The organism is Exiguobacterium sp. s70, from assembly GCF_018618315.1.
In the GTDB taxonomy this organism is placed as follows: Bacteria; Bacillota; Bacilli; order Exiguobacteriales; family Exiguobacteriaceae; genus Exiguobacterium; species Exiguobacterium chiriqhucha.
The window spans coordinates 814,958-837,375 of record NZ_JACSLV010000001.1; the positions used below are offsets into that span (position 1 = coordinate 814,958).

23 protein-coding genes are annotated in these 22,418 nt (G+C 53.8%); 13 read left to right on the forward strand and 10 right to left on the reverse strand.

What is annotated here, in order from left to right; genetic code table 11:
- The first annotated feature begins 119 nt into the window (after nt 1-119).
- Entirely contained in the window at nt 120-1,037 is a 918-nt protein-coding gene (locus KNP84_RS04055) for a TerC family protein (protein WP_058764751.1), read from the forward strand.
- 325 nt (nt 1,038-1,362) lie between these two features.
- The gene (locus KNP84_RS04060; RefSeq protein WP_021066183.1) at nt 1,363-1,566 is read left to right on the forward strand and encodes a hypothetical protein; all 204 of its coding nucleotides are present in this window, start codon (nt 1,363-1,365) and stop codon (nt 1,564-1,566) included.
- Between the two features lie 14 nt (nt 1,567-1,580).
- On the opposite strand, the gene KNP84_RS04065 is transcribed toward KNP84_RS04060, so the two are convergent.
- A complete protein-coding gene (locus KNP84_RS04065) occupies nt 1,581-2,078 on the reverse strand; it encodes a DUF305 domain-containing protein (RefSeq protein ID WP_058764755.1) in 498 nt (165 codons plus the stop codon).
- A 172-nt stretch (nt 2,079-2,250) separates the two neighbouring features.
- Here KNP84_RS04065 and KNP84_RS04070 point away from each other — a divergent pair, with 172 nt between their 5' ends.
- The 3 genes from KNP84_RS04070 to KNP84_RS04080 all read left to right on the forward strand — a co-directional run bounded on the left by KNP84_RS04070 (nt 2,251) and on the right by KNP84_RS04080 (nt 5,850).
- On the forward strand, nt 2,251-3,705 hold the full coding sequence (locus KNP84_RS04070; protein WP_215114331.1) for a UDP-N-acetylmuramoyl-L-alanyl-D-glutamate--2,6-diaminopimelate ligase: 1,455 nt from the start codon (nt 2,251-2,253) through the stop codon (nt 3,703-3,705).
- A 76-nt stretch (nt 3,706-3,781) separates the two neighbouring features.
- A complete protein-coding gene (locus tag KNP84_RS04075) occupies nt 3,782-4,459 on the forward strand; it encodes a response regulator transcription factor (protein WP_021066180.1) in 678 nt (225 codons plus the stop codon).
- Complete coding sequence (locus KNP84_RS04080) at nt 4,456-5,850, forward strand: sensor histidine kinase (protein ID WP_215114332.1); 1,395 nt, start codon at nt 4,456-4,458, stop codon at nt 5,848-5,850. The genes KNP84_RS04075 and KNP84_RS04080 overlap by 4 nt, the downstream gene beginning before the upstream one ends.
- Before the next feature lie 37 nt (nt 5,851-5,887).
- Here KNP84_RS04080 and KNP84_RS04085 read toward each other — a convergent pair whose 3' ends face one another.
- Together KNP84_RS04085 and KNP84_RS04090 are read right to left on the reverse strand one after the other, a co-directional pair.
- Nucleotides 5,888-6,844, reverse strand: a complete 957-nt coding sequence (locus KNP84_RS04085; protein WP_215114333.1) for a F510_1955 family glycosylhydrolase — start codon at nt 6,842-6,844, stop codon at nt 5,888-5,890.
- 59 nt (nt 6,845-6,903) lie between these two features.
- Nucleotides 6,904-8,760, reverse strand: a complete 1,857-nt coding sequence (locus KNP84_RS04090; RefSeq protein ID WP_483299375.1) for a copper-translocating P-type ATPase — start codon at nt 8,758-8,760, stop codon at nt 6,904-6,906.
- 282 nt (nt 8,761-9,042) lie between these two features.
- Between KNP84_RS04090 and KNP84_RS04095 the strand changes: the two genes are divergently transcribed.
- The 7 genes from KNP84_RS04095 to KNP84_RS04125 all read left to right on the forward strand — a co-directional run bounded on the left by KNP84_RS04095 (nt 9,043) and on the right by KNP84_RS04125 (nt 14,530).
- Nucleotides 9,043-10,542: a multicopper oxidase family protein gene (locus KNP84_RS04095; RefSeq protein WP_251131118.1), complete on the forward strand. Its 1,500-nt coding sequence runs from the start codon at nt 9,043-9,045 to the stop codon at nt 10,540-10,542.
- A 26-nt stretch (nt 10,543-10,568) separates the two neighbouring features.
- Entirely contained in the window at nt 10,569-11,150 is a 582-nt protein-coding gene (locus KNP84_RS04100) for a YdhK family protein (protein WP_215114334.1), read from the forward strand.
- Between the two features lie 453 nt (nt 11,151-11,603).
- On the forward strand, nt 11,604-12,305 hold the full coding sequence (locus tag KNP84_RS04105) for a peptidoglycan DD-metalloendopeptidase family protein (protein ID WP_353047990.1): 702 nt from the start codon (nt 11,604-11,606) through the stop codon (nt 12,303-12,305).
- 204 nt (nt 12,306-12,509) lie between these two features.
- Nucleotides 12,510-13,676, forward strand: coding sequence for a sensor histidine kinase (locus KNP84_RS04110; protein ID WP_251131119.1), 1,167 nt, complete (start codon nt 12,510-12,512; stop codon nt 13,674-13,676).
- 76 nt (nt 13,677-13,752) lie between these two features.
- Complete coding sequence (locus KNP84_RS04115; RefSeq protein ID WP_021066172.1) at nt 13,753-13,899, forward strand: hypothetical protein; 147 nt, start codon at nt 13,753-13,755, stop codon at nt 13,897-13,899.
- A gap of 49 nt (nt 13,900-13,948) precedes the next feature.
- The gene (locus tag KNP84_RS04120; protein WP_215114335.1) at nt 13,949-14,101 is read left to right on the forward strand and encodes a hypothetical protein; all 153 of its coding nucleotides are present in this window, start codon (nt 13,949-13,951) and stop codon (nt 14,099-14,101) included.
- An 81-nt stretch (nt 14,102-14,182) separates the two neighbouring features.
- On the forward strand, nt 14,183-14,530 hold the full coding sequence (locus tag KNP84_RS04125) for a hypothetical protein (protein WP_215114336.1): 348 nt from the start codon (nt 14,183-14,185) through the stop codon (nt 14,528-14,530).
- 98 nt (nt 14,531-14,628) lie between these two features.
- Here the strand turns inward: KNP84_RS04125 and KNP84_RS04130 are convergent, their stop codons facing one another.
- From KNP84_RS04130 to KNP84_RS04160, 7 genes are all read right to left on the reverse strand, one after another.
- On the reverse strand, nt 14,629-15,348 hold the full coding sequence (locus KNP84_RS04130) for a glycerophosphodiester phosphodiesterase (RefSeq protein WP_251131120.1): 720 nt from the start codon (nt 15,346-15,348) through the stop codon (nt 14,629-14,631).
- On the reverse strand, nt 15,320-16,630 hold the full coding sequence (locus KNP84_RS04135) for an ABC transporter substrate-binding protein (protein ID WP_215114337.1): 1,311 nt from the start codon (nt 16,628-16,630) through the stop codon (nt 15,320-15,322). The genes KNP84_RS04130 and KNP84_RS04135 overlap by 29 nt, the downstream gene beginning before the upstream one ends.
- A gap of 15 nt (nt 16,631-16,645) precedes the next feature.
- Nucleotides 16,646-17,455 carry a carbohydrate ABC transporter permease gene (locus KNP84_RS04140; protein ID WP_215114338.1) on the reverse strand — a complete coding sequence of 270 codons (810 nt, stop codon included), beginning with the start codon at nt 17,453-17,455 and terminating at the stop codon, nt 16,646-16,648.
- Nucleotides 17,452-18,357 (reverse strand): carbohydrate ABC transporter permease, encoded by a 906-nt coding sequence (locus KNP84_RS04145; protein WP_215114339.1) that lies wholly within the window; start codon nt 18,355-18,357, stop codon nt 17,452-17,454. The genes KNP84_RS04140 and KNP84_RS04145 overlap by 4 nt, the downstream gene beginning before the upstream one ends.
- Complete coding sequence (locus tag KNP84_RS04150; RefSeq protein WP_214835728.1) at nt 18,354-19,445, reverse strand: ABC transporter ATP-binding protein; 1,092 nt, start codon at nt 19,443-19,445, stop codon at nt 18,354-18,356. The genes KNP84_RS04145 and KNP84_RS04150 overlap by 4 nt, the downstream gene beginning before the upstream one ends.
- Complete coding sequence (locus tag KNP84_RS04155; RefSeq protein ID WP_370448784.1) at nt 19,442-20,029, reverse strand: glycerol-3-phosphate responsive antiterminator; 588 nt, start codon at nt 20,027-20,029, stop codon at nt 19,442-19,444. The genes KNP84_RS04150 and KNP84_RS04155 overlap by 4 nt, the downstream gene beginning before the upstream one ends.
- Nucleotides 20,030-20,228: 199 nt before the next feature.
- Nucleotides 20,229-21,716 (reverse strand): cryptochrome/photolyase family protein, encoded by a 1,488-nt coding sequence (locus KNP84_RS04160; RefSeq protein ID WP_215114340.1) that lies wholly within the window; start codon nt 21,714-21,716, stop codon nt 20,229-20,231.
- A gap of 74 nt (nt 21,717-21,790) precedes the next feature.
- On the opposite strand from KNP84_RS04160, the gene KNP84_RS04165 reads away from it, so the two are divergent.
- Nucleotides 21,791-22,417, forward strand: a complete 627-nt coding sequence (locus KNP84_RS04165; RefSeq protein WP_215114341.1) for a class I SAM-dependent methyltransferase — start codon at nt 21,791-21,793, stop codon at nt 22,415-22,417.
- Nucleotide 22,418: the final 1 nt, after the last annotated feature.

Below are 22,418 nucleotides of genomic sequence, written 5' to 3' on the forward strand. Positions count from 1 at the left end.
CCGAAATCGATTCGGAGTGTTTTTTTGTGGAATCGCAGTTTACCCTCTTGACTTTAAGTTCTTATGACCTTAAATTAAACATATAGAGTTCACACGAACTTAAAAAGGAGGAATTATTGTTGACATTACTCATCGCCTTTTTGGCACTCGTCATCTTCATGCTCGCGCTTGACCTCGGGGTGTTCCACCGCAAGGCACACGAAGTCTCGCTCCGTGAGGCATGGACATGGACGTTCGTCTGGATCGGGATCGCCATCGCGTTCGGCGGTTGGTTGTTCTACTCGCAAGGCAGCACCGTCGCGACAGAATATGCGAGCGTCTACTTCATCGAGAAGGCACTCGCCATCGATAACGTGTTCGTCTTCTCGCTCGTGTTCGCCTACTTCGCGATTCCGCTCAAGTATCAGCATAAGGTGTTGTTCTGGGGCATTCTCGGGGCAATCTTCTTCCGGGCCGTCTTTATCGTGGCTGGCGTCTCGCTCTTAGAGAACTTCGGTTGGGTCTATTACGTGTTCGGTGCCTTCCTCATCTATACAGGATGGATGATGTTCAAGAACATCGGTAAGGACGAGTCGCTCGAGGAGAACAAGACGATTCGTTGGCTCGAACGCCGCTTGCCCATCACGCAAGACATCTCGTCTGGTAAGTTCACGAAACGCATCAACGGCAAACTGTTCTTCACACCGCTGTTCATCGCGCTCATCTTCATCGAGCTGTCGGATATCGTCTTCGCCGTCGACTCGGTCGCGGCCAGCTTCGCCTACTCGCGTGACCCGTATATCATCTTCTACGCGAACATCATGGCGATTCTTGGACTCCGTAGCCTCTACTTCGTCCTCGCCAACTTGATTGACCGTTTCTACTACTTGAAGCACGGGCTCAGCTTCATGCTCGTCTTCATCGGAGCGAAGATGGTATTGGGCGACGTATACAAAATGCCGATTTGGATGTCGCTTGGCGCAATCGTCCTCGTCATCTTGATCAGTGTCGTCTATAGTTTCTATAAAACGAAACCTGGTCAGAAAAATCACGTATAACAAAAGGGAGATGTGCTAGCCTCCCAGGTGGTTCACTTCTCAATTGTGGGTAAACCTTTAGTCTAGCAAACACAGAAAAGGTGGTTACAAATGTTTGACCGTATGGGTGATGTGAGTATTGGACTCGTCTTCGGGATCGTGTTGATGCTTTTGTTCAACAGTCTTTGGGGACTTGGGGTCGGTGTGATGTTAGGAATCTTCTTCCTCGTCGCACCGCGCTCGACAAACCGCCGTACTAGAAAATATATACCGCAAATACGCTAAACCGGGGCAATCGCCTCGGTTTTTCTTATGTATACTGAAGAAAACCCATCTAGGAGGACCTATGGATTATTCAACGACAGAACTGACAGAGGCGAAACGTCAAATCGATTCGATTCTCCACAAGCTGCAAGAGACGGTGACGACGCTCGAGGCGAAAGACTCCCCTGAGCGCTACAAGTCACAACTGACACTCGCCAACCGGCGCATCCAGGCGCTGACAATCGCCGTCGCATTGATTGAGGCCCAACTTCATCCCGACATATGACAACAGCGACCGTATCACTCGGTCGCTGTTGTTGTCGATTTAGCTTCTTTTGCAGCTTCCTCTTCTTCTTTTTCTAACTCTTCAATCAACCGCTTCATCTCTTCAATTTCACGCCGCTGTGCTTCAATGATGTCTTCCGACAACTGTTTCACGCGCGGATCCTCGATCTCGGCCCGCTCGCTCGTCAAGATGGCGATCGAATGGTGCGGGATCATCGCTTTCATCCAACTGACGTCATCGACCGTCGTCTGGCTCCGGACGAGCCATAGCGAGAGCCCGAACACGAGCGCGCTCACACTCAAGATGATGGCGTTCAACTTCTTATTTTTGTACATGCCCCACATGAACAGCAACATGACGAACGCCATGACCGATCCCATGATGAGCGCCATATACAAGCGTGTCTGACTGAAGAAGACGTGGTCGAGTTGGAACACGTTCAAATACATGAGCCAATACATGAGGAATGTCGACACGAGAATCATCACTCCGAATTTTGCGTAAGGTTTCATCGTCTACTCCTCCTTTTCTGATGGTCTGTCTACATAATCGATTGCCTAATCCAATTCCGTTAAAACATCGACGACTCGCTCGCGACATGCGCCCCTGTCTCATTTCACTTCTTTTTCACAAACAAGGGCTATACTGTCAAAATGGACTTTGCCGACAAAGGAGAAATTCGAAGTGTTGAAAACCTTGCAAGACCTGTTGACAGAGCTGAAACAGCTCGTGACATGGACGTATTTAGACAACCCTGCCGAAACGATGATTGAGGGCATTTCCTTCTCCTCAAAAGAAATTAAACAAAATTTTTTATTTGTTTGTATCTCAGGCTATCGCCATGATGGCCATGACTACGTGAACGAGGCGATTCATAACGGGGCGGTCGCCATCGTCGCCGAACGTCCGATTGAGGCCCGGGTACCTGTCATCTATTGTAAAGATACGAAACATGCCCTCGCCGAACTCGCCAGTGCGTTTTATGACCATCCCTCGACGCGACTTCGTCTGCATGGCGTCACCGGGACGAACGGAAAAACGACGACGACGGCGCTCGCCCATCAATTGTTTGATCACGTCGGCATGTCAGCCGGACTCATCGGCACACTCGGCATCACGTACGCCGGGAAGACGTTTGAGACACCGAACACGACGCCTGACCCGTTGACGATCAATCGCCACCTTCACGCCATGGTCGAGGCAGGTGTCACCGACTGTCTGATGGAAGTCTCGTCTCAGGCCATCGCGGAGGCACGGATTGCGGGCTTGGAGTTCGAGACGACTTCGTTCCTCAACCTGTCCCACGATCACTTGGACTATCATGGGACGATGGTGACGTACGCCTATACGAAAGCCCAGTTGTTTGCACAGTTGACGGAGTCTGGATGTGGGATCGTCAATGAAGATGATCCGCATCACACGCTCATGTTGTCGATGGCACCGTCCGCCGCCAACTCGTTTTTGTTCAGCCGTCAGTCGACTGCCGCGGACTTGGTCGGGCATCGAAAAGACGAGCAGTTCATGCTCGAATTGGGTGACGAAGCGGTCCAATCTCCCCTCCCATTCTATGAGGACTATAACCTCGATAACACGTTGTGCGCCATCAGCATTGTCCTGCAAACCGGGGTTCCGTTGGCAGAGGTCCTTCCTCATGTTAAGAAGTTGACGTTGCCGAGCGGACGCCTCGAACGAGTGACCGGAATCGAACAATCGGTCTATATCGACTATGGACATACGCCGGACGCCATCAAACAAGTCGTGACGGCATTGACGGCCCGCTACCCTCGTGTACTCGTGCTGCTCAGTGCTGCCGGCGAACGTGACCGAGTGAAGCGAAACATCATGACAGAGGTCGTCGTTGCTTCAGGCGCGGATATGATTTTGACGGTCCATGACCCACGTCACGAAGATCCGCAACAAATCCTTGACGATTTGGCGACGGGACAATCTGTCGAGCTTGCACGTTTCGACGAACGCGAAGCAGCCATCCGGTTCTTCTGCGAACGGATGGACGACTACGACTGTGGTGTCTTATTCGGGAAAGGGCATGACCGCGTCGAGCGCATCGGAGACGCGGCCGTGCCGTTCGACGAACCCGCACTCGTCCGACGCTTTCTTCAATCGCCCGAACTGCCCTGAGGGACAAGGAGAACGTTCCCCTTCTCTCGAAACCGTTACGTAGACGAGACGGCTCAGAATCATAGGAGGACCACATATGAAAATTTTGATTGTCGATGACGAAATGAAAATGAGACGGTTGCTCCGCTTATTCTTAGAAGGCGACGGCTACACCTGTATCGAGGCCGCTGACGGACGAGAAGCGATGGAACGGATTTCCGAACGTCCGGACTTGGTGATGCTCGACATCATGATGCCCGGCGTCGATGGGATCACGTTGTGCCGCCAAATCAAGGCGCTCGATGCCGAACTGCCCGTCGTCTTGTTGACGGCCCGCTCGGACAGTGAGACCACAATCCGTGGGTTAGACGCAGGTGCCGACGATTATGTCACGAAGCCGTTCGAAGGAAATGTGCTCCTGGCCCGGATTCGTGCGGTGTTGCGACGGAGCCGTGTCACCAATGTGAACTACGGACAGCTGCGCTATGAGGAAGCGAGCGGACGGATCCTCTATCGAGAACAAGAAGTCGTTATGACGCCGAAAGCGACGGCCATTTTGAAACTGTTCTTGCAACATCCGAACCGGCTATACAACCGGATGGATTTATACGACTTGGTGTGGCCCTACTCGTCCGAGTCGGACCCGCGCACGGTCGATGCCCATATCCGCATGATTCGCGACAAACTCGGTGAGGCCGGCTTCCCGATTGACGATTATTTGAAGACGGTGTGGGGACGCGGCTATCGCTGGACCGAGGAGCGGTCGGACTCATGACATTCCGACGTAATAGCCTCCCGTTCCGAATCAGCCTGGTCTTTTTATTGACGACGTTATTGATTGAAGGCGTCTTGTTCTTATTGCTCTACCATACGCTCCTCGGTGAACGTGTTGTCGAAGAAATCGACCGGCTCGAATCGAGAGCGGAAAGCCATGCGAGCGTACTGGCGATGAGTTTTGATGAAGAGACGATTGGCCACGTCGCGACGATGGAGAGCGAGACCGATACGAAAGTCGCCATCACCGCTCCCGACCACTCGATTCTACAGACATCCAACCGCTTCCCCGACCCGCTCTCGGTGCTCGTCCAAACGGAAGCGGACCGAGGGGATGCCGATGTGACGACCATCCTCGAAGACGATTGGGAGAACGAACCGTATCTCGCAGTACGGACCCCGATTGATGCGATGGAAAATGACACCCGTTACGGGTATGTGTATATGTTTCTACCGACCGAGATTATTCATGGCATCAGCCATCGGCTCCAACTCCGGTTTCTTTATATCACCGGCATCGCCCTCGTCATCACCATCATGACGTTCGTCTTGCTAAGCCGGTTGATTTCAAACCCGATTCAGCTGTTGCGCCGAGCGACCGAGGATGTCTTGACGAATCCCGAGACGTTGACCCTGCCGACGTCTCGAGAAGATGAGATCGGCGAGTTGGCCCGTTCAATTGAAGCGATGTCGCTTGAACTGGATCGTCTCCGGAAAGAACGAAACCAGTTCTTGTCCGACCTCGCTCACGAGATCAAAACGCCGCTCACGTATCTGCAAGGATATGCCGAAATCGCATCCAAACCGCAGACGCCAGAGTCGTTAAAAGAACAGTCGATTCAGACGATTCTCGAAGAGAGCCAAGCGTTGACCGAGCTCGTCGAGAACGCGTTCCAGCTCGCCCAGTTGGACGAGAATACGTTCACGTTGCATCGCGAACCCGTGGCCGTCGATGCGCTCTGTGACGATTTGCAACGCGTGCTCACCACGATGTTCCGAGTGACACCGATCGCGTTTGCTAGTAGCACCGATTGCTCCTCCAAGGACGTCGTCTTACAGTTAGATCGACATCGCATCTTACAAGTGTTCCGCTCCATCGCCCACAACGCGATTCAACATAGCGAGGCACGCCACGTCCGATTCGATATGCAACTTACGGATGAAGCACTTCACTTCACGATTCAAGACGATGGGAAAGGTATCCCTCAAGAAGATCTGCCTCACATCTTCGATCGCCTGTACCGGGTCGAAAAATCACGTTCCCGTCGTACGGGTGGCAGTGGACTCGGGCTTGCCATCGCCCATCAAATCATCCGGTTGCATGATGGTACGTTGACCGTCGCCTCTGATTCATCTGGGACGATGTTCACCATCACGCTTCCGCTCCATTAAAAATATCCGGCACCTGAGCTCAGGCGCCGGATATTTTTCATTTCACTTTCCCTGCTTGCAACAGTTGCGTCCATTCCTCGTCTTCAAAGACGTACACACTGTTATCCGATGTCGCTAGCAAAAATCGCCCGTTTTGGCTGACCAGTTCGATCGGGACGCTGTCCGCGTTCAGCGAGGGCAGCTCAACGGTAGTCTCCGTCTCGTCGGTCAAATCCGAGACCACCAGATCGAACGAGGTACCTGTTTTAGCGATATACGCCAGTTGCCCCTTTGCTGCGGCCATCATGACGATATTTCCTTGATTGTTGAACGACTCGAACGTGTCTCCCCCGTCGCTCGAGACGAGGATGCCGTCCGGGCCATAGACGAAAACGCGTTTCGGTTCGCTCGCATCGGCCGTGATGCCGGCGATGTCTCGACCTTCGATCCCGTCCATTTTCATCGGCTCAAACGACGTACCACCGTCGAGCGACCGATAAAAACCTGGTTCGAGTTCACTCGTCGCCGTTTCTAAATACACGTAGAGGCTCTCGGATTCGAAGCCCGCACTCATGTAGTGAAAATCAGCCTCGCCCTCTAGCGAGCGAATCTCGAGCGTCTCCCCTTTATCGGTCCCACGGACGACACCGAGCGGATTTTTATACGGTGAATCCTGTGCCGGGTGACCACTCGCATAGAATCCGTCTTTGACGAGCTCGAAGCCCATGTAGTCGTGACGGTTCGACGACAATTCGTACCAGCCGTCTTCTCTGAATTCCATCAGTCCCGTATGCGTCGCGATGACCGGACGCCCGTCTGGCCAAAAGCCGGCACCGTGGATATGCGAGACCACGATGCCTGTTTTTGTCGCTGTCCAGCGGTCCGGCACTTGTTCCGTCGACGCCTCTTTTTCTTCCGTGACCGGTTCCTTCGACTCGCTCGCTGGTGTCGCACCCCCACACGAGGCAAGAAATACAGTCGTCAAAAACATCGGTACGAATAGCTTTCGTTTCATAATAGTTCCCTCCATCTTTAGCATCCTCCTCATTATAGAGACCAAAGATGAAAGAATTGTTAAAGCTTGAGCGTCCGGGCATTGAGCGCGACGATGACGGTACTGAGACTCATGAGCACGGCACCGACGGCCGGTGACAAGATGATGCCGATTGGGGCCAACACACCGGCCGCGAGCGGGATGGCGACGATGTTATAGCCGGCGGCCCACCACAGATTCTGAATCATCTTGTTGTATGTGTTGCGAGACAAGTCGAGAATCGACAGCACGTCTTTCGGGTTGCTCCGGACGAGAACGATATCAGCCGTCTCGACGGCGACGTCGGTGCCGCTCCCGATGGCAATGCCGACGTCCGCTTGGGCCAAAGCCGGTGCATCATTAATGCCGTCCCCGACCATCGCCACTTTGCTGCCGTCGGCTTGGACGGTTTGCACTTGCCTTGATTTATCATCCGGCAACACTTCGGCGTACACTTCTTCGATATGAAGTTGCGCCGCCACCCAGTCGGCCACTTTTCGGTTGTCACCAGTGAGCATGATCGAACGGACGCCCCTGTCTTTCAACGCTCGGACCGTCTCTTTCGCTTCATCGCGAACCATGTCCGCCAAGGCGATCATACCGACCAACTCCCCGTCACGAATCGTGAAGACGACGGTCTTCCCGGCGGCCGATAATCGGTCGAACGCCATTTCGTCAATTGAGAGCTCATACTCCCGAATATAGCGGGGGCTGACGACTTGAACGTGACCTCCCTCTACCTGTCCTTCTAATCCAACACCCGTGATTGAAGCGAAATCGACGACTTCAGGCAACGTCAACTTGCGTGCTTCCGCTTCCCGAAGAATGCCTCGTGCGAGCGGATGCTGCGAGACCGTCTCGACCGCGGCGGCCAGACGTAACACGTCCTCTTCTGTATGAGAAGATGCGGCTTCAATGTCCGTCACCCCGAAATCGCCTTGCGTCAACGTTCCCGTCTTATCGAAAATGACTGCATCGAGATGACGCGCCTCTTCGAATTGGGTCCGATTCCGAATCAACAGTCCACGTTTCGCCGACAGGGCTGTCGAGACCGCCACGACGAGCGGAGACGCGAGACCGAGCGCGTGCGGACATGAGATGACCATGACGGTGACCATTCGTTCGACAGCCATACTGACCGGATATCCGAGAGCGACCCAAATGGCGAACGTCAGAACTCCCGATCCGACGGCGACATAAAACAAGAGCTTGGCGGCCCGATTGGCTAGGTTTTGCGTTTTCGATTTGGACTCCTGCGCTTCTTTGACCAAGTCGATGACTTTCGCCAAGTATGTGCTCTCTCCCGTGCTTGTCGTCGAAATCGTCATGCTACCTTCTTGGTTGATTGATCCTGCGATGACGACATCCCCGGTCTCTTTTTCGACAGGCATCGATTCACCGGTCAACATCGACTCATCGACCGTCGTCCGCCCTTTCAGCAGTTCCCCGTCGACAGGAATCTGCTCGCCCGGTTTGACGAGAATCAAATCCCCAACAGCGAGCGCCGAGACGGGAACGTCCTCGATGTCACTCCCGTTGATGCGGTGTGCCACGCTCGGTAATAGACGAACGAGCTGTTGCAACGCGTTCGACGCACCCATGATTGAGCGCATCTCAATCCAGTGCCCGAGCAACATGATGACGATTAACGTCGCCAACTCCCAAAAGAAGTCATGCCCATGCCCGTATCCGAACACGATGGCAACACTGTAGAAGTACGCGACGCTGATGGCAAGTCCAATCAGCATCATCATCCCCGGATTTCGTTGACGCAATTCATCGATGCTCCCTTTCAAAAATGGCCACCCTCCGTAGACGTACACAATCGTCGCCAACACGAACAGCGTCTCCTTTTCATAAGGAAACGTGAGTTCGAAACCGGCCCACTCTTGAATCATATCTGACAAGATGAGAATCGGGATCGTCAGCCCTAACGAGACGAAAAATCGACGCTTATACTCTTCAATCATCCCTTCATGTCCGCCGGCGTGCGAGTCATGCGCTTCCCCGTGTTCATGATGAGATGACGCGTGGTGTGAATGTTCCACGTTGACCACCTCCTATGTATACCATATACCCCTATATAGTATATAAAAACTTGTTTTCCGTTTAACAAATATTTCATAACTTGTTGGTATAACTAAATAGGCTCTCGCTTTTAACCGAAAGGATGATGCCTTATGAACCGCGTAACGAAATGGGTCATTGGGATGGGTATAGTCAGTATCGTGATTGGATTGTTCTTGCTTTTGTTCACGTTTGCTCCTGGAAACTGGATGATGGGCAACGGTTCATTCATGGGAGATCGAAACGATGGTGGCATGATGCATGGCAACGGCGGGATGGGACGTGGGGGTACCGTCGAGCTCGTCGCGTCGAACGAACCGAATCAACGACTCCCCATCCCGGAACGGCTACGACCTGACCGTGTCACGGACGAGGCGCTCTATTATACGGTTCGTACCGAACGTGGCGAGCACCGATTTTTCAATCAAGGTGTCAGTACCGAGACGCTCGGCTATAATGGGAATTTGCTCGGACCGATGATTGAATTACCAGCTGGAAAGACCGTCTATATCAATACAATCAATCAGCTCGATGAACCGACCTCGTTCCATTGGCACGGTCTCGTCATCCCGGGAGCCGACGACGGCGGACCCCATCAATCGATTGCCCCGGGTGAACAAAGACAAGTTCGTCTCGATATCGACCAAGAACCGGGCACACTCTGGTTCCACCCGCATCCGATGGGCGCGACGGCCGAACAAGTATACCTTGGTTTGGCCGGACTCTTGTACGTGACGAACCAAGCGGAGACCGGGTTGCCGAATGAATACGGTGTTGATGACATCCCGCTCATCGTTCAAGACCGTCTCTTCACAGCCGACGGACAACTCGATTACGACCGCCAGATGAACATCGATGGGACGGTCGGTGATACGTTGATTGCGAACGGAGCGATCAATACAACGTTCGACGTGACGACGAACACGTTACGCGTCCGTCTCGTCAACGGCTCTAACGCCCGGAATCTCGACTTCTCCCTATCGAACGGGGAGGCGTTCACTCAAATCGCGACTGACGGCGGGTTGCTCGACCAACCGGTTTCGCTTGAGACGTTGACGCTCACACCTAGTGAACGGGCCGAGATTTTAATCGACTTTTCCGACTTGTCGCTCGAGGACGACCTCGCTCTTCAAGCGGACGGAATCCCGTTCACGACGTTCACGGTGCGTGACCACATCGAGCAAGATGGCGACTGGACGGATGCTTTCACGGAAGCCCCTGTCGCTAACGAGGCGAGCGAGACCGATCGCCGGCTCACGTTGTTCGGGATGGGCAATATGGTGACGATTGACGGCAAACAGTTCGACCCTGACCGGATTGACATTAACGTCCGGCAAGGCTCGACCGAGGTGTGGGAAATTTATAACAGAGAAGACATGATGGGCGGGATGACCCACCCGTTCCACGTCCATGGCGTCCAATTCCGGATACTTGAACGGGACGGCAAGCCTCCGCCTGACAACGAACGTGGCTGGAAAGATACGGTCGCCGTCGCACCGGGCGAGAAAGTGAACATTGAAATGACGTTTCGAGAGACAGGGACGTTTATGTATCACTGCCACATCCTGGAGCATGAAGAAAACGGGATGATGGGACAATTGAAAGTAGACTAATCACACTTTACTTGGAGGGAATATGAATGAAATGGAATAAGAAACTCGGAATGATGACGATGGCACTCTCACTGAGCGGTTTACTCGTTGCTTGTGGTGAAGACGACACGACGAATAATGATACGAACATGAATGATCAAATGGAAGAGACGATGGACGGGAACGACCATTCAGGAATGGATATGTCCGGGTCTGGTGACGTCCCCGAAGGCTTGAAGTCAGCAGAGAACCCGACGTTCGCGGTTGGCGACACGGCCGTCATCACAGAGGCCCATATGCCTGGCATGGAAGGCGCGGAAGCGACCATCGTCGGCGCCTACGATACGGTCGCCTACAGTATCTCGTACGACCCGATGCACGGAGGCGAGCGCGTCAAAGACCATAAATGGATCATTCATGAAGAGATTGAAGGTGCACAGGACGACCCGTACGAGGTCGGCGATGAGGTTGAAGTCAATGCCGAGCATATGAGCGGTATGGGCGGAACGACTGCTACCATCGATTCTGTCGAAGCGACGACGGTCTATATGGTCGACTTCACGTTAGAATCCGGCGAAGAAGTGACCAACCATAAATGGGTCACCGAGGAAGAACTGTCGGCACCTTAATCGAGACGTTTGTCGGAACGTGGTCACGCCTTCTCAGTAAGAGCAGGCAAGTGAAACCGGGGCACATGCCTCGGTTTTTCTTATGTATGGGACGAAGCATTTCAAGGAAACAACTGACAAAAGAGATTGATTCTCATCAGCCTTTTTTTATCTAGGCTAAACTAATTAAAATTACCCTGTTTTTCAAAAGCTAAACAGCGAGAAATCGGAGTTTTTTTGAATTTTAGGCATATATCCTTTTACCAACAAAACGTTGCATGTCTCATTTTCGCTGATATGACTGGATTTTCTCTAATACACAATCGTTTTCATAACGATTATACTTTTTTGAAATATAAATGACATATTAGAATCTATTTTTTGATGGTAAAATTTTTTTATAAGGTAATTATCATTGTTCTGTCGCATTGTTCCATAATTGAAAGGATTTACCATACTATGAAAAAACAACTGATGACGATCACATTAGGCGCCCTTCTTGTTTCCGGCTTGACACTTCCCGCTTCGACACCGGTAGAGGCAGCTACATCGTATAAAGTCAAAGTCACGACGAATGTTTTGAACGTGCGGAGCGGCCCATCGACGTCTTATCAAAAAGTCGGCAGTGCCAAACTCGGCCAAACGTTCACCTATCTCGGCGCGACCGGTTCATGGACAAAAATCAATTATAACGGCAGTACAAAATACGTCTCGAGTACATATGTTAAAAAATATAGCAGCACGTCACTCCAAACAGCGACAGCGGGCAAGTTCTTGATTCCTGCGAAAGGCACGTTGACGCAAGGGTATGGCCCAGCGAGCGGCAAATACGGCTACACGTTCCATAACGGCATCGACTTGGCGGCCGCGAAAGGCACGACAGTCCAAGCTGGAGCATACGGTGAAGTCATCGTCGCCCGTAACTATGGAGCGTACGGTAACCACGTCATGATTTCGCACACGATCAACGGTCAAGCGTACACGAGCGTCTACGCCCATATGGATCGTTTGAACGTCGTCAAAGGACAAAAAGTCGCCAAAGGCGCGAAAATTGGAACGGTCGGCAACACCGGCAACTCGTTCGGAAGCCACCTTCATTTCGAAATCCATAAAAATAAATACGTCTACAGCAGCTCGACGGCTGCCAATAGCGTCAACCCGTATACGTTGTTCTAATCCTACCACCTTCCTCTAATTTACGAGGAAGGTGTTTTTTCCTAGAATCGTACGCATTCCGTCCGACTATCCCGGTTGTGTCCCATTTCTAGCTAGGTCTATGGGGGGTATAGGGAATCATCGGCGAATATCGTATAATAAAGGAGTATGTCGGATATTACTTTACGTATATATATAGCTTTATATCGAAGGGAGGTTCGCCCGATGACTCGAAAGTCATTCTATCCGGCTCGCCGGTACCATGGACGCTCGACGGCGAAGCGAATGAATCGGACCCATGTACCCCACACGTTACCGATTCACTCGATTGTCGAAGAAGCTCAAGATGCGGTCTGTTATATCGACTTCACACGAAACCATCTGTATTCGAATGAACAGCTTCGTGCCATCTGTCCCTCGATGGTCACCCAGCGTTTCTCGCGTCCGGAAGATATGACCCGCTTCTTCCACGAAGCGTTCGAGCGTAACGGTGCAAATATGACGGATGTAACGCTGTTTTGGGAGGAGCTCATGACGAACCGGTTCGGCTGTTGTCCGAGCATGGACGCGAAGTCGCTCCGCATTGGCGAGCGAACGATGCAAGTCATTGTGAACTTCACACATACGCCGCGCGGCGCATTCCTCATGTGGCGAGACATCACAGACTCGATCCGCTTCGAGGAGCAGAAAGACACCTTCTTGGCCGAACTGTCCCACGAGTTCCGTTCCCCGCTCACGGCCATCAACGGTTATGCAGAGCTGCTCATGTATCAACATCACGACGATGAAAAGACGCATGGGATGTTGACGCTCGTCAAACGGGAGGCCGAGCGGCTCGAGCGGCTCGTCGATAATTTCCTCGACTACCAGCGTGTGAACTATTCCGTGGAGTTATTGTCGTTGTCGACGTTCGACTTGCGACCATTGCTCGAGGACATCGTCGCACACTATAAGGCGACGGCCCCCCAGCACGACGTCATCTTGTCCGCTGACGATGTGACGCTCGAGGCCGACCAGGAGAAGCTGTTGCAACTACTCCATAACTTGATTGGGAACGCGATCAAGTATTCGCCGAACGGCGGCACGGTCTACGTCGAGCTGACGACCGAAGACGACACGTATGTCCTGTCGGTCCGTGACACCGGAATCGGCATCCCGAGTGACGCCATCCCGTATGTGTTCGATGAGTATTACCGGGTCGACTCGGATGCACACCGCCCGATCAAAGGGACCGGTCTCGGCCTTCGCATCTGTAAACGGATCGCCGAAGCGCACGGCTGGGGCATCCATGCCGACTCCGTGTACGGGGAAGGCACGACGTTCTCCATCTACTTATATCCCAATAGTTCGACGCATGCGACGTCACTCGCCGAACGGGAGACGTCCGACTGACAGGACCGTCTTTTTTGAATGAATCACCTTTAAAGCGGGAACAGACGAGAAGAGAGACGTAGAAAGGATGATTCGCATGAAACGTCAACGTGGCTTTTTGGCACTCCCGGTCGCCGTCGCCTTTATTCTCATTTTCGGGCTGTTGTTCGACAACTGGTGGCTCGGACTCGGGATTGGCATCGCGATGTTCTTCGCGTTCCAAGGGACGAAGAAGAAGGCTTGAAACTTTTTGAGGCGGCGCCCGTAGTAATTGGACAAAGGAGGCATGCTCCATGTCCAACAAACCGACAATCGGCAGCTACGCCTTTCCGCTCGCCCTCGGCGTGGGTGTCTCGACTGCCATCGCGCTCGATCACTACTTGATCGGACTCGCAATTGGCGTCGGGTTGTATTTTGCTTTTAGTGATTCATCGAAGAAGACATGACAAAGACCGTTTCATTGAGCGGTCTTTGTCATATTTACTCGGTAGCAGTTGATTGATCTCATTTAAGGAAGGCTCATGTAGATGGCATCTACCAAACCTATACCCAAGTTTCAACTCGCTTTTGCGTTACTCCTGTTAGGAGGTGTCTTTTTCCTTCTTCATGAAGTAAATCAGCGAGAAACTTTTTTGAACGAAACGTTAACTGAGCATTTTTCAATCGATCAGAGCGCCTATGATGTCGAGTTCAGCATGAATCAATTTGGGTACTTATATCGCTTGAATTTCGAGGACGAAAACAGAGTCGAGTATGAATTTTTCGTCAAAACCAATCAAAAGAAAGAGTACGTCGTCACCTATTATGGACATAATTCAAAAGGCGATTCACCTTTGAAAGAAGATGAATTTACCACGTTGAACAAAGAATACTAAATTTAGAGAATTGCCATGAGAAGAGGCCAGCTGATGCGAACACGTCGCGCCAGCTGGCCTCTTTTTACAAATCGACTGAGGCATATCCCAGCCTCACTTCAATGACGCAACCTCGATTGGAACCGCTCGACCTCGTCCGTCATGATGGCGTCGACACCAGTCATGTCCGGCAACTCGCTCGGGTCATTGATGGTATACAGGCGAAGCAACCGATTTTGTTCGCGAATCATCGCCGCATCTCTCGTCCCGATAAATGCCGGTTGAGCATGAACCGCCTCGGCACCGATCCGTTCGACGAGCTCAATCAAGTACGGATGACCATCCCCGGTCAAGACGGCGATTCGCGCCTCGCGGGCGACGTCCCGTAACCGGACGAGCGTGTCCGGGTTGAACGACGAGAAGACGACGCGCTCTTCTAACTTGAACTCGGTGACAGCGAGCCACGTCAAATACTCGATTCCTTCATAATCAAATTGATCCGTCTTCAACTCGATATTGAGCGTGACGTCGGACGGTTCAATCAAGACGAGTACTTCCTCGAGCGTCGGAATCCGTTCCCCGCTCTCCGTCCGGAGCAAGCGGAGCTGTCGAAGCGTCATATCCTTGACGAAGCCGCTTCCGTTCGTCGTCCGGTCTACCGTCTCGTCATGGATCACGACGAGGCGTCCGTCGCGCGTCAATTGGACATCGAGCTCAATGCCGTCGACGTGAGGCAACGCCGCCTTGAACGCGCTGATCGTGTTCTCCGGATACTTGGCGCTATAGCCGCGATGTGCGTAAATCAACATGTCATTGTCCCAAGGTGGAAGTTGTCTCATCGGCCGCGCGTTTCAACGCCTCTTCGACCGATACGCCTTGGTATAGGCTCTCCATGGCGTTGACGACGCTTTGACGTGACTGCGGGAACGTCGAGATGAGGGCGCCTTGTGTCGCCGGTGAGGCTTTCGTCTCACTCAATTGATCGACCGTCACTTTCAGTTGCGGGTACTCGGCCCACATCTCTTTGACGACCGGCTCGTCATACGCGTCCGGGTTGATGGCGAAGTAGCCCGTCTCGACGTGCCATTTGGCCTGTGCTTCTTTCGACGCCGCATACTTCATGAACTCCCATGCGCCCTGCTTCGTCTCGTCGGCGATGCCGTCACCCATCCAGAGCGAGGCCCCACCGATGATGACACCTTCACGATCGGCTTCGTTCGGCACCGGCAAGTACGACGCCCCGACCTCGAAGTCAGCGTTGTCCGCCACGGTACGAATCCCAGCCGACGAGTCGAGATACATGGCAACTTTTCCGGATTGGAAGGCGGCACGCATGTCGTCCCAGTTTTGACCGACGTTCATGAACGTCTTCTCGTCATACATCTCTTTAATCAAGTTGAAGGCGTTCTGCCCTTCTTCCCCATCGAAGACAGCTTTCGTCGGTGCCTCGCTACGGCCGTTGTCGTTGTCGACATAGAGCCCACCTTGCGCGGCGACAAGTTGCTCGAAAAACCAACCGTAGTTGAGCATCGTGAAGCCGGTCTGCCCGTCGGTCGTCAGTGCCTTCGCCGCTTGCTTCAGTTCGTCATACGTGCGCGGCGCTTTCTCTGGGTCGAGGCCTGCTTTTTCGAACGCGTCTTTGTTGTAGATGAGTACCGGTGTCGACGAGTTGAACGGCATCGAGTACTGCTTGCCGTCGACTTGGTAATAGCTCAAGATGTTCTCTTCCCAGACGCTCGTATCGAAGTCCTCTTTGTCGATGAACTCCTGGACCGGCGTGATTTTGTTCGAGTCGATCATATACTTCGTGCCGACCTCGAACGTCTGCATGATGGCCGGTGCGTCCGCTGACCCTGCGACGGCGTTGAACTTCGTGAGCGCCTCTTCATACGTGCCTTGGAACACCGGTTTCACTTCATACTCCTCTTGCGACTCGTTGAAAGCGTCGACTTGGTTGTTGAGAGCGGTCTCTAAGTCACCGCTCATCGCGTGCCAAAACACGACTTCTGTCTTCCCATCCGTCGTCGTGGTCGCCGCGGCTTCTTCCGCCTCTTGACTGCCACATGCCCCGAGCAATAACACCGAACTGGCCAACCCTGCGAATAATGCTTTCTTTTTCATGAACGTTTCCCCCTATTATTTGATCGCACCTTGCGTCAGACCTTCTTGTAACTGCTTTTGTCCTGCGAATAACAGCATCAGCGTCGGGATGATGATCATGATGACCGCCGCCATGACGACACCCCAATCCGAGGCGACCTCGTTCGACTGCATCTGCTTAATCCCAATTTGCACCGTGCGCGCCTGCTCCGTGTTTGTCACGAGGAGCGGCCATAAGTACATGTTCCATGTCGTCAAGAAGCTATATACCGACAACGTGACGAGCGGTGTCTTCGACACCGGCAAGACGACGTTCCAAAAGAAACGGAAGCGGCTGATGCCGGCGATTTGTGACGCCTCGTACATCTCGTACGGAATCGTCTTGAACTGTTGTCTTAGCAAAAACGTCCCGAACGCGAGCGCGAAGAACGGCACCGACAGCCCCCACACCGAGTTGAGCCAGCCGAGCGACTGAATCGTCAAGAAGTTCGGTACCATCGTCGCTTCCCAAGGCACCATCATCGTCGCGAGGAAGAGCATAAAGATGAGCCCTTTCCCTTTGAAGTCGATGAAGACGAACGCGAAGGCGGCAAGACTCGACAAGACGACTTGACCGACCATGACGAGGAGTGCGACGACGAGACTGTTCCATAAGTACGTCATAAGCGGAATCCGCTCGAACGCGGCGACATAGTTGTCGAATGTGACGTCGCGCGGGATGAGGTTGCCTTTTAACACCTCACTCCCATCCATCAGGCTGATCGAGAACGCGTAGGCAATCGGGAACAGCATGACGACGGCGCTCAAGACGAGGAGAGCATACGTGACTACTTTCCGGAGCGTCATTGGTAATGCACCTTCCTTTCGACGAGCTTGAACTGGAGCCACGTCAATGTCAGGACCGCGAGGAACAAGAGCACGGCCTGCGCACTCGCCCCGCCGACGTTATAGTTGATAAACGCGTCCTTATAGATGGCGTAGACGATGACGTTCGTCGAGTTCGTCGGCCCGCCTTTCGTCAGCAAATCAATCTGCCCGAACGTCTGGAACGCATTGATGAGCGAGATGATGCCGACGAAGAAGAGGGTCGGGGACAGCATCGGGATGGTGATTGCTCGGAGCTGGGTCCAATACCCCGTCCCGGCGATGTCCGCACTCTCGTACAGCGTCCGGTCGATGTTTTGCAGCCCGCCGAGAAGAATCAAGAACGTGAAGCCGATGTTCATCCAGACGGTCGCGAGCGACACGGATAGGAGCGCGTACTGCGGGTCGAGGAGCCACTGCACCCCACTCGCTCCGACCGCTTCCAAGAAACGGTTGAAGATGCCGATGGACGGGTTGTACATGAACATCCAAATGACGGATGAGGCTGCGACGCTCATCCCCATCGTCGCCGAGAATGCCGTCCGGAAGATGCCAATCCCGCGTAATTTCTCGTTGGCGAGGAGCGCCAGACTGAGCGCGATGATGATTGTGAGCGGGACGGTCAACAGAACGAAGCCGACCGTCGCCTGAATGCTCTGCCAAAACGAGGCGCTCGTGAACAGCTTAGCGTAATGCTCGCCGCCGACGTAGCTGAGTGGCGTCCCTTGTGTGTCCGTTTGAAAGAAACTCAAGTAAATCGTCCGGAACAGCGGATAGACGAGGAAAATCCCGAACAGCGCGATCGACGGTGACAAGTAGAGGAGCCCGCTCGTCGCGTCCGATAGTCGGGTCCGGACGCGTTGTCTCGGAAGGGCGACCGTCATTGGAACACCTCCAACGCCTCGAACAGTTTCGGTTGCCGCGGTTCGATACGATTGCCGTTCGTATCAAACAAAGATATCTGTTTCGGGTCGACGTAACAGGCGATTTTCTCCCCGATCGACAGCGGCCATTGTCCCGGCCATTTGGCGAGCCACTCGACGCCGCCCATGTCAAAGGCGAGAATCGTCTCCGTGCCGAGCACCTCGATGTTCTTCAGTTCGGCATAGAACGTGACATCCTCTTTCGCCGGCGTGATTTGTTCCGGGCGGATGCCGAGCGTCGCCGTATCTTCTCGCGTCAGCGTGTTCGGATGGAACAGGCGTCCGTCCGAGGCGACCCAGCCCTTGTCACTCCGCTGCACCGGCGTCAAATTCATCGGCGGTGAACCGATGAACGAGGCGACGAACGTGTTCGCCGGCTTATTGTACAAATCGAGCGGTTGACCGACTTGTTGGACCTCGCCATCGTTCAACAGCATCATCCGGTCGGCCATCGTCATCGCCTCGACTTGGTCGTGCGTGACGTAAATCATCGTCAGTTTGAGCTTGCGTTGCAGCTGCCGGATCTCCGAGCGCATTTTGGCCCGAAGCTTGGCGTCCAAGTTCGAGAGCGGCTCGTCCATGAGGCAGATCGGTGACTCGGTGACGATCGCCCGGGCTAAGGCGACCCGTTGCCGTTGTCCACCTGAGAGCTCGCGTGGCTTCCGCTTCAAATAGTCGGTCAGTCCGAGCGTCTCGGCCGCTGCTAGGCAGCGTTCGCGCTGCTCGAGCTTCGTCAGCCCTTTCGTATGTAACCCGAACGTGATATTCTTCTCGACGGTCATATGCGGATAGAGCGCATAGTTTTGGAACACCATCGACAGTTGGCGTTCGCTCGGTTTCAAGTCGTTCGCGGCGACGCCGTCGATGCGGAGCGTCCCGCTCGTGATTGACTCGAGCCCGGCGATCATTCGGAGCATCGTGCTCTTGCCGCAACCCGACGGTCCGACGAGGGCGAAGAACTCACCGGCCTCGATTGTCACGTCGATGCCACGGATGACTTCCGTCTCGTCGTATGACTTTTTGATATTCTGCAGTTGAATCGATTTCATATGATATCCTCCTTCATTCCTTGCGACGCCCATAATCGCTCATCCCCGGTCGAGACGGCGAACGCCCCGTGGGACAAGGCTTCATGCACGTGAATCGGTTTTCGAATCATCCCACCCGTCACAATCGGCAACGAGACGTGTTCCGCGACGTGCTCGATGACACTCGGAATGAGACCCGGCATCAGTTCGAGCGCGTCCGGCTGTTGGTCTTTCGCCATCTTGATGCCTGACGAGATGGCGTCCGAGTCGACGAGGAATAGGCGCTGCACCGTCATCAGGCCGGCCCGTTTGGCATGTTGGATGACAGACGCCTTCGTCGTCACAATCCCGTCTGCGCCGACGCGTTTCGCCAAATAGTCGATGCCGTCACGGTCGAGACTGATGCCGTTGATGCGTTCGGCGTGCAGGAACACGGTCCGATTCTCGCGCTTCAAATGGGCGACGTAGCGATCGAGCGTGCTGAGCGTCCCCATCATGAGGAACGTCGTCGTCACGTCTGACTGCAGGAACTTCTCGAGTTGTTTCGGTGATTTGATGGAGGCAATCATCTTCTCTTGTCCGATCGTGCGGAGCGTTTCATTCACTTGAATCATCCTTCCCTAAAAAAAGGACCAACAGAAACAGGACGTCATCGACGTACGGGCTTCTGTTGGTCTCTCGAATGTTCTACCGGTTGCTATTCACTTGGCATGAGGGGTCTCACAAGTCATATCGTAACGGATGAATGTAAAGCGTCCGTGAAGCAGATGCAAAAGTTTGTGAAGACGACGTAAAAAAACCGACTCATAAGGAGTCGGTTTCGTCGAGCGTCTGTCTCGCCTTCGCCAAAATGTCGGCTTTGACGGCATCGTCCCGGCCTTGCCAGTTGCGGACCATCATCTTCATGCGCTGGTTCTTTTCGAACCGCTCCTCGTGCTTGTCGATGAAGTGCCAATAGAGCGCATTGAACGGACAGGCATCTTCTTCGGTCGTATGTTTCGGGTTATACTTGCAGCTTTTACAGTAGTCGCTCATCTTGTCGATATATTTTCCCGAGGCGATATACGGCTTCGTCGCGAGGCGCCCGCCGTCGGCATGGAGCGCCATCCCGAGCACGTTCGGCAGCACGACCCAGTCGTAGGCATCGATATACATCTCGTTGAACCAGTCGCTCGTCTGTTGCGGCGACACTTCGAACAGCGTCGCGAAGTTGCCGAGCACCATGAGCCGCTGGATGTGGTGGTTGTGCGCCCGCTCGATGACCGGCTTCACACTCTGGTGGACACAGTGCATGTCCGTCTCGGCGTCCCAGAAGTAGTGCGGCAAGTCACGCTCATGTTTGAACGTGTTGACCGACTCGTAGCCCGGCATCGTCGCCACATAGACGGCGCGCATATATTCCCGCCAGCCGAGAAGTTGACGAACGAATCCTTCGACCGAGGCGAGCGGCGCATCCGACGCAATGGCCGCTTGAACGACCTCGTCCGGTGTCAGGAGCCCGATGTTGATGGCCGCCGACAGCAGGCTATGCGACATGTCTTGATTGTCCGACAGCATCGCGTCCTGATACGGACCGAACGTCTCGAGTCGCTCCTCAACGAACCGTTTCAATGCCCGTCGTGCCTCACTACGCGTCACCGGCCAGACGAACGGGGTGATGTCGCCCGGATGGTCGGCGAAATCGCGATTCACTTTTTCGATGACCTCTTTCGTGATCGCGTCCGGTCGGAAATGGATCGGTGCCGGGAACGTCAGCCCGTCTTTCGGCGGCTGGCGGTTATCCGCATCGAACGACCATTTGCCACCGCGCGGCTTCCCGTCCTCGAGCAAGACGTCGAACCGTTTCCGCATCTGGCGATAGAAGCGGTCCATCCGCCATGGCGCGTTGCCGATTGTATCGACGGCTTCCTTCTTCGTTAAATAGAAGAGCGGCACGTCCGTATGTTCGACGAGCTTATGCTGCTGACCGAACTGTTGCAACTTTTTCTCCATCGCAGCGTCGGTGACGGCTGTATAATGGATTTCTTCCGGTTCATATCGTGTGAAGTGGTCGTCCCATGCGTCTTGGAACGAGTCGGCCTCGTGATAGTCGACCGTGTAGCCTTTGTCGCGCAGCTCCTCGGCGAAATGACGCATCGCCGAGAAGATGAGGACGAGCTTTTGTTTATGGTACGGCCGCCACATCGCCCGGGATGTCGCCTCGATCATGACGATGACGTCATCGTTCTTAACGTGATTGAATAGCTCGAGTTCGTGCGACAACTGATTGCCGAAAATCCAAAAGGAACGCATCGATTCAACTCCCTTCCCAAAATGGTTATGCTACACTCAATCTACATCTACTGGATTCGGAAAGGAATGGTTCGATGCGCTTCACACGTCTCCAAACATGGATTGACAGTCAATACGAGAACCCGCGCGGCATCGTCGGGACGTACATCGGCGAGAAGATGGTCCGGCAACACCGAGTCGAAGTCGATTGGACGATTGAGCAACTTCACATTCAGCCCGACAATCGCGTTCTCGACCTTGGTTGTGGGGCCGGCGACGCGCTTGCACAGATATTACGTGGCTTTGAGCACGTGCATGTGACCGGACTCGACCGTTCCCCGACTATCGTCCGCTCGGCGCTCCGACGAAATCGAACGGACGTGCAAGCCGGGCGAGCTGATGTCGTCGAAGGCGACCTCGGAACGCTCCCGTTCCCGGACGCACAGTTTGACCGCGTCTTCAGCATCCATACCCTCTACTTTTGGGAAGACGTGCCTGCGGTGCTTCCCGAAATCGAACGTGTCCTCGCACCGGGCGGGTTGTTCGTCATCACGTACTGTGACGGGAAAGCTGACGTGACGTGGGACGGCATCGCATCCATCGTGCGGGAACAGTTCATCCCCGCCGCTTCCGCGCTTGGTCTGACCGACGTCGTCGAGACTCGCGGTCCTGACTCACGTGATTATCATACAGTAGCCGTGTCCGGACGAAAGCCCGTCTAAC

Bases quoted from the DNA above. Each gene is read 5' to 3' on its own strand.
- KNP84_RS04060 (WP_021066183.1), top strand. From the start codon at position 1,363: ATGGATTATTCAACGACAGAACTGACAGAGGCGAAACGTCAAATCGAT.
- KNP84_RS04065 (WP_058764755.1), bottom strand. From the start codon at position 2,078: ATGAAACCTTACGCAAAATTCGGAGTGATGATTCTCGTGTCGACATTC.
- KNP84_RS04075 (WP_021066180.1), top strand. From the start codon at position 3,782: ATGAAAATTTTGATTGTCGATGACGAAATGAAAATGAGACGGTTGCTC.
- KNP84_RS04080 (WP_215114332.1), top strand. From the start codon at position 4,456: ATGACATTCCGACGTAATAGCCTCCCGTTCCGAATCAGCCTGGTCTTT.
- KNP84_RS04085 (WP_215114333.1), bottom strand. From the start codon at position 6,844: ATGAAACGAAAGCTATTCGTACCGATGTTTTTGACGACTGTATTTCTT.
- KNP84_RS04090 (WP_483299375.1), bottom strand. From the start codon at position 8,760: ATGATTCAAGAGTGGGCCGGTTTCGAACTCACGTTTCCTTATGAAAAG.
- KNP84_RS04095 (WP_251131118.1), top strand. From the start codon at position 9,043: ATGAACCGCGTAACGAAATGGGTCATTGGGATGGGTATAGTCAGTATC.
- KNP84_RS04100 (WP_215114334.1), top strand. From the start codon at position 10,569: ATGAAATGGAATAAGAAACTCGGAATGATGACGATGGCACTCTCACTG.
- KNP84_RS04105 (WP_353047990.1), top strand. From the start codon at position 11,604: ATGACGATCACATTAGGCGCCCTTCTTGTTTCCGGCTTGACACTTCCC.
- KNP84_RS04110 (WP_251131119.1), top strand. From the start codon at position 12,510: ATGACTCGAAAGTCATTCTATCCGGCTCGCCGGTACCATGGACGCTCG.
- KNP84_RS04115 (WP_021066172.1), top strand. From the start codon at position 13,753: ATGAAACGTCAACGTGGCTTTTTGGCACTCCCGGTCGCCGTCGCCTTT.
- KNP84_RS04120 (WP_215114335.1), top strand. From the start codon at position 13,949: ATGTCCAACAAACCGACAATCGGCAGCTACGCCTTTCCGCTCGCCCTC.
- KNP84_RS04125 (WP_215114336.1), top strand. From the start codon at position 14,183: ATGGCATCTACCAAACCTATACCCAAGTTTCAACTCGCTTTTGCGTTA.
- KNP84_RS04130 (WP_251131120.1), bottom strand. From the start codon at position 15,348: ATGAGACAACTTCCACCTTGGGACAATGACATGTTGATTTACGCACAT.
- KNP84_RS04135 (WP_215114337.1), bottom strand. From the start codon at position 16,630: ATGAAAAAGAAAGCATTATTCGCAGGGTTGGCCAGTTCGGTGTTATTG.
- KNP84_RS04140 (WP_215114338.1), bottom strand. From the start codon at position 17,455: ATGACGCTCCGGAAAGTAGTCACGTATGCTCTCCTCGTCTTGAGCGCC.
- KNP84_RS04145 (WP_215114339.1), bottom strand. From the start codon at position 18,357: ATGACGGTCGCCCTTCCGAGACAACGCGTCCGGACCCGACTATCGGAC.
- KNP84_RS04150 (WP_214835728.1), bottom strand. From the start codon at position 19,445: ATGAAATCGATTCAACTGCAGAATATCAAAAAGTCATACGACGAGACG.
- KNP84_RS04160 (WP_215114340.1), bottom strand. From the start codon at position 21,716: ATGCGTTCCTTTTGGATTTTCGGCAATCAGTTGTCGCACGAACTCGAG.
- KNP84_RS04165 (WP_215114341.1), top strand. From the start codon at position 21,791: ATGCGCTTCACACGTCTCCAAACATGGATTGACAGTCAATACGAGAAC.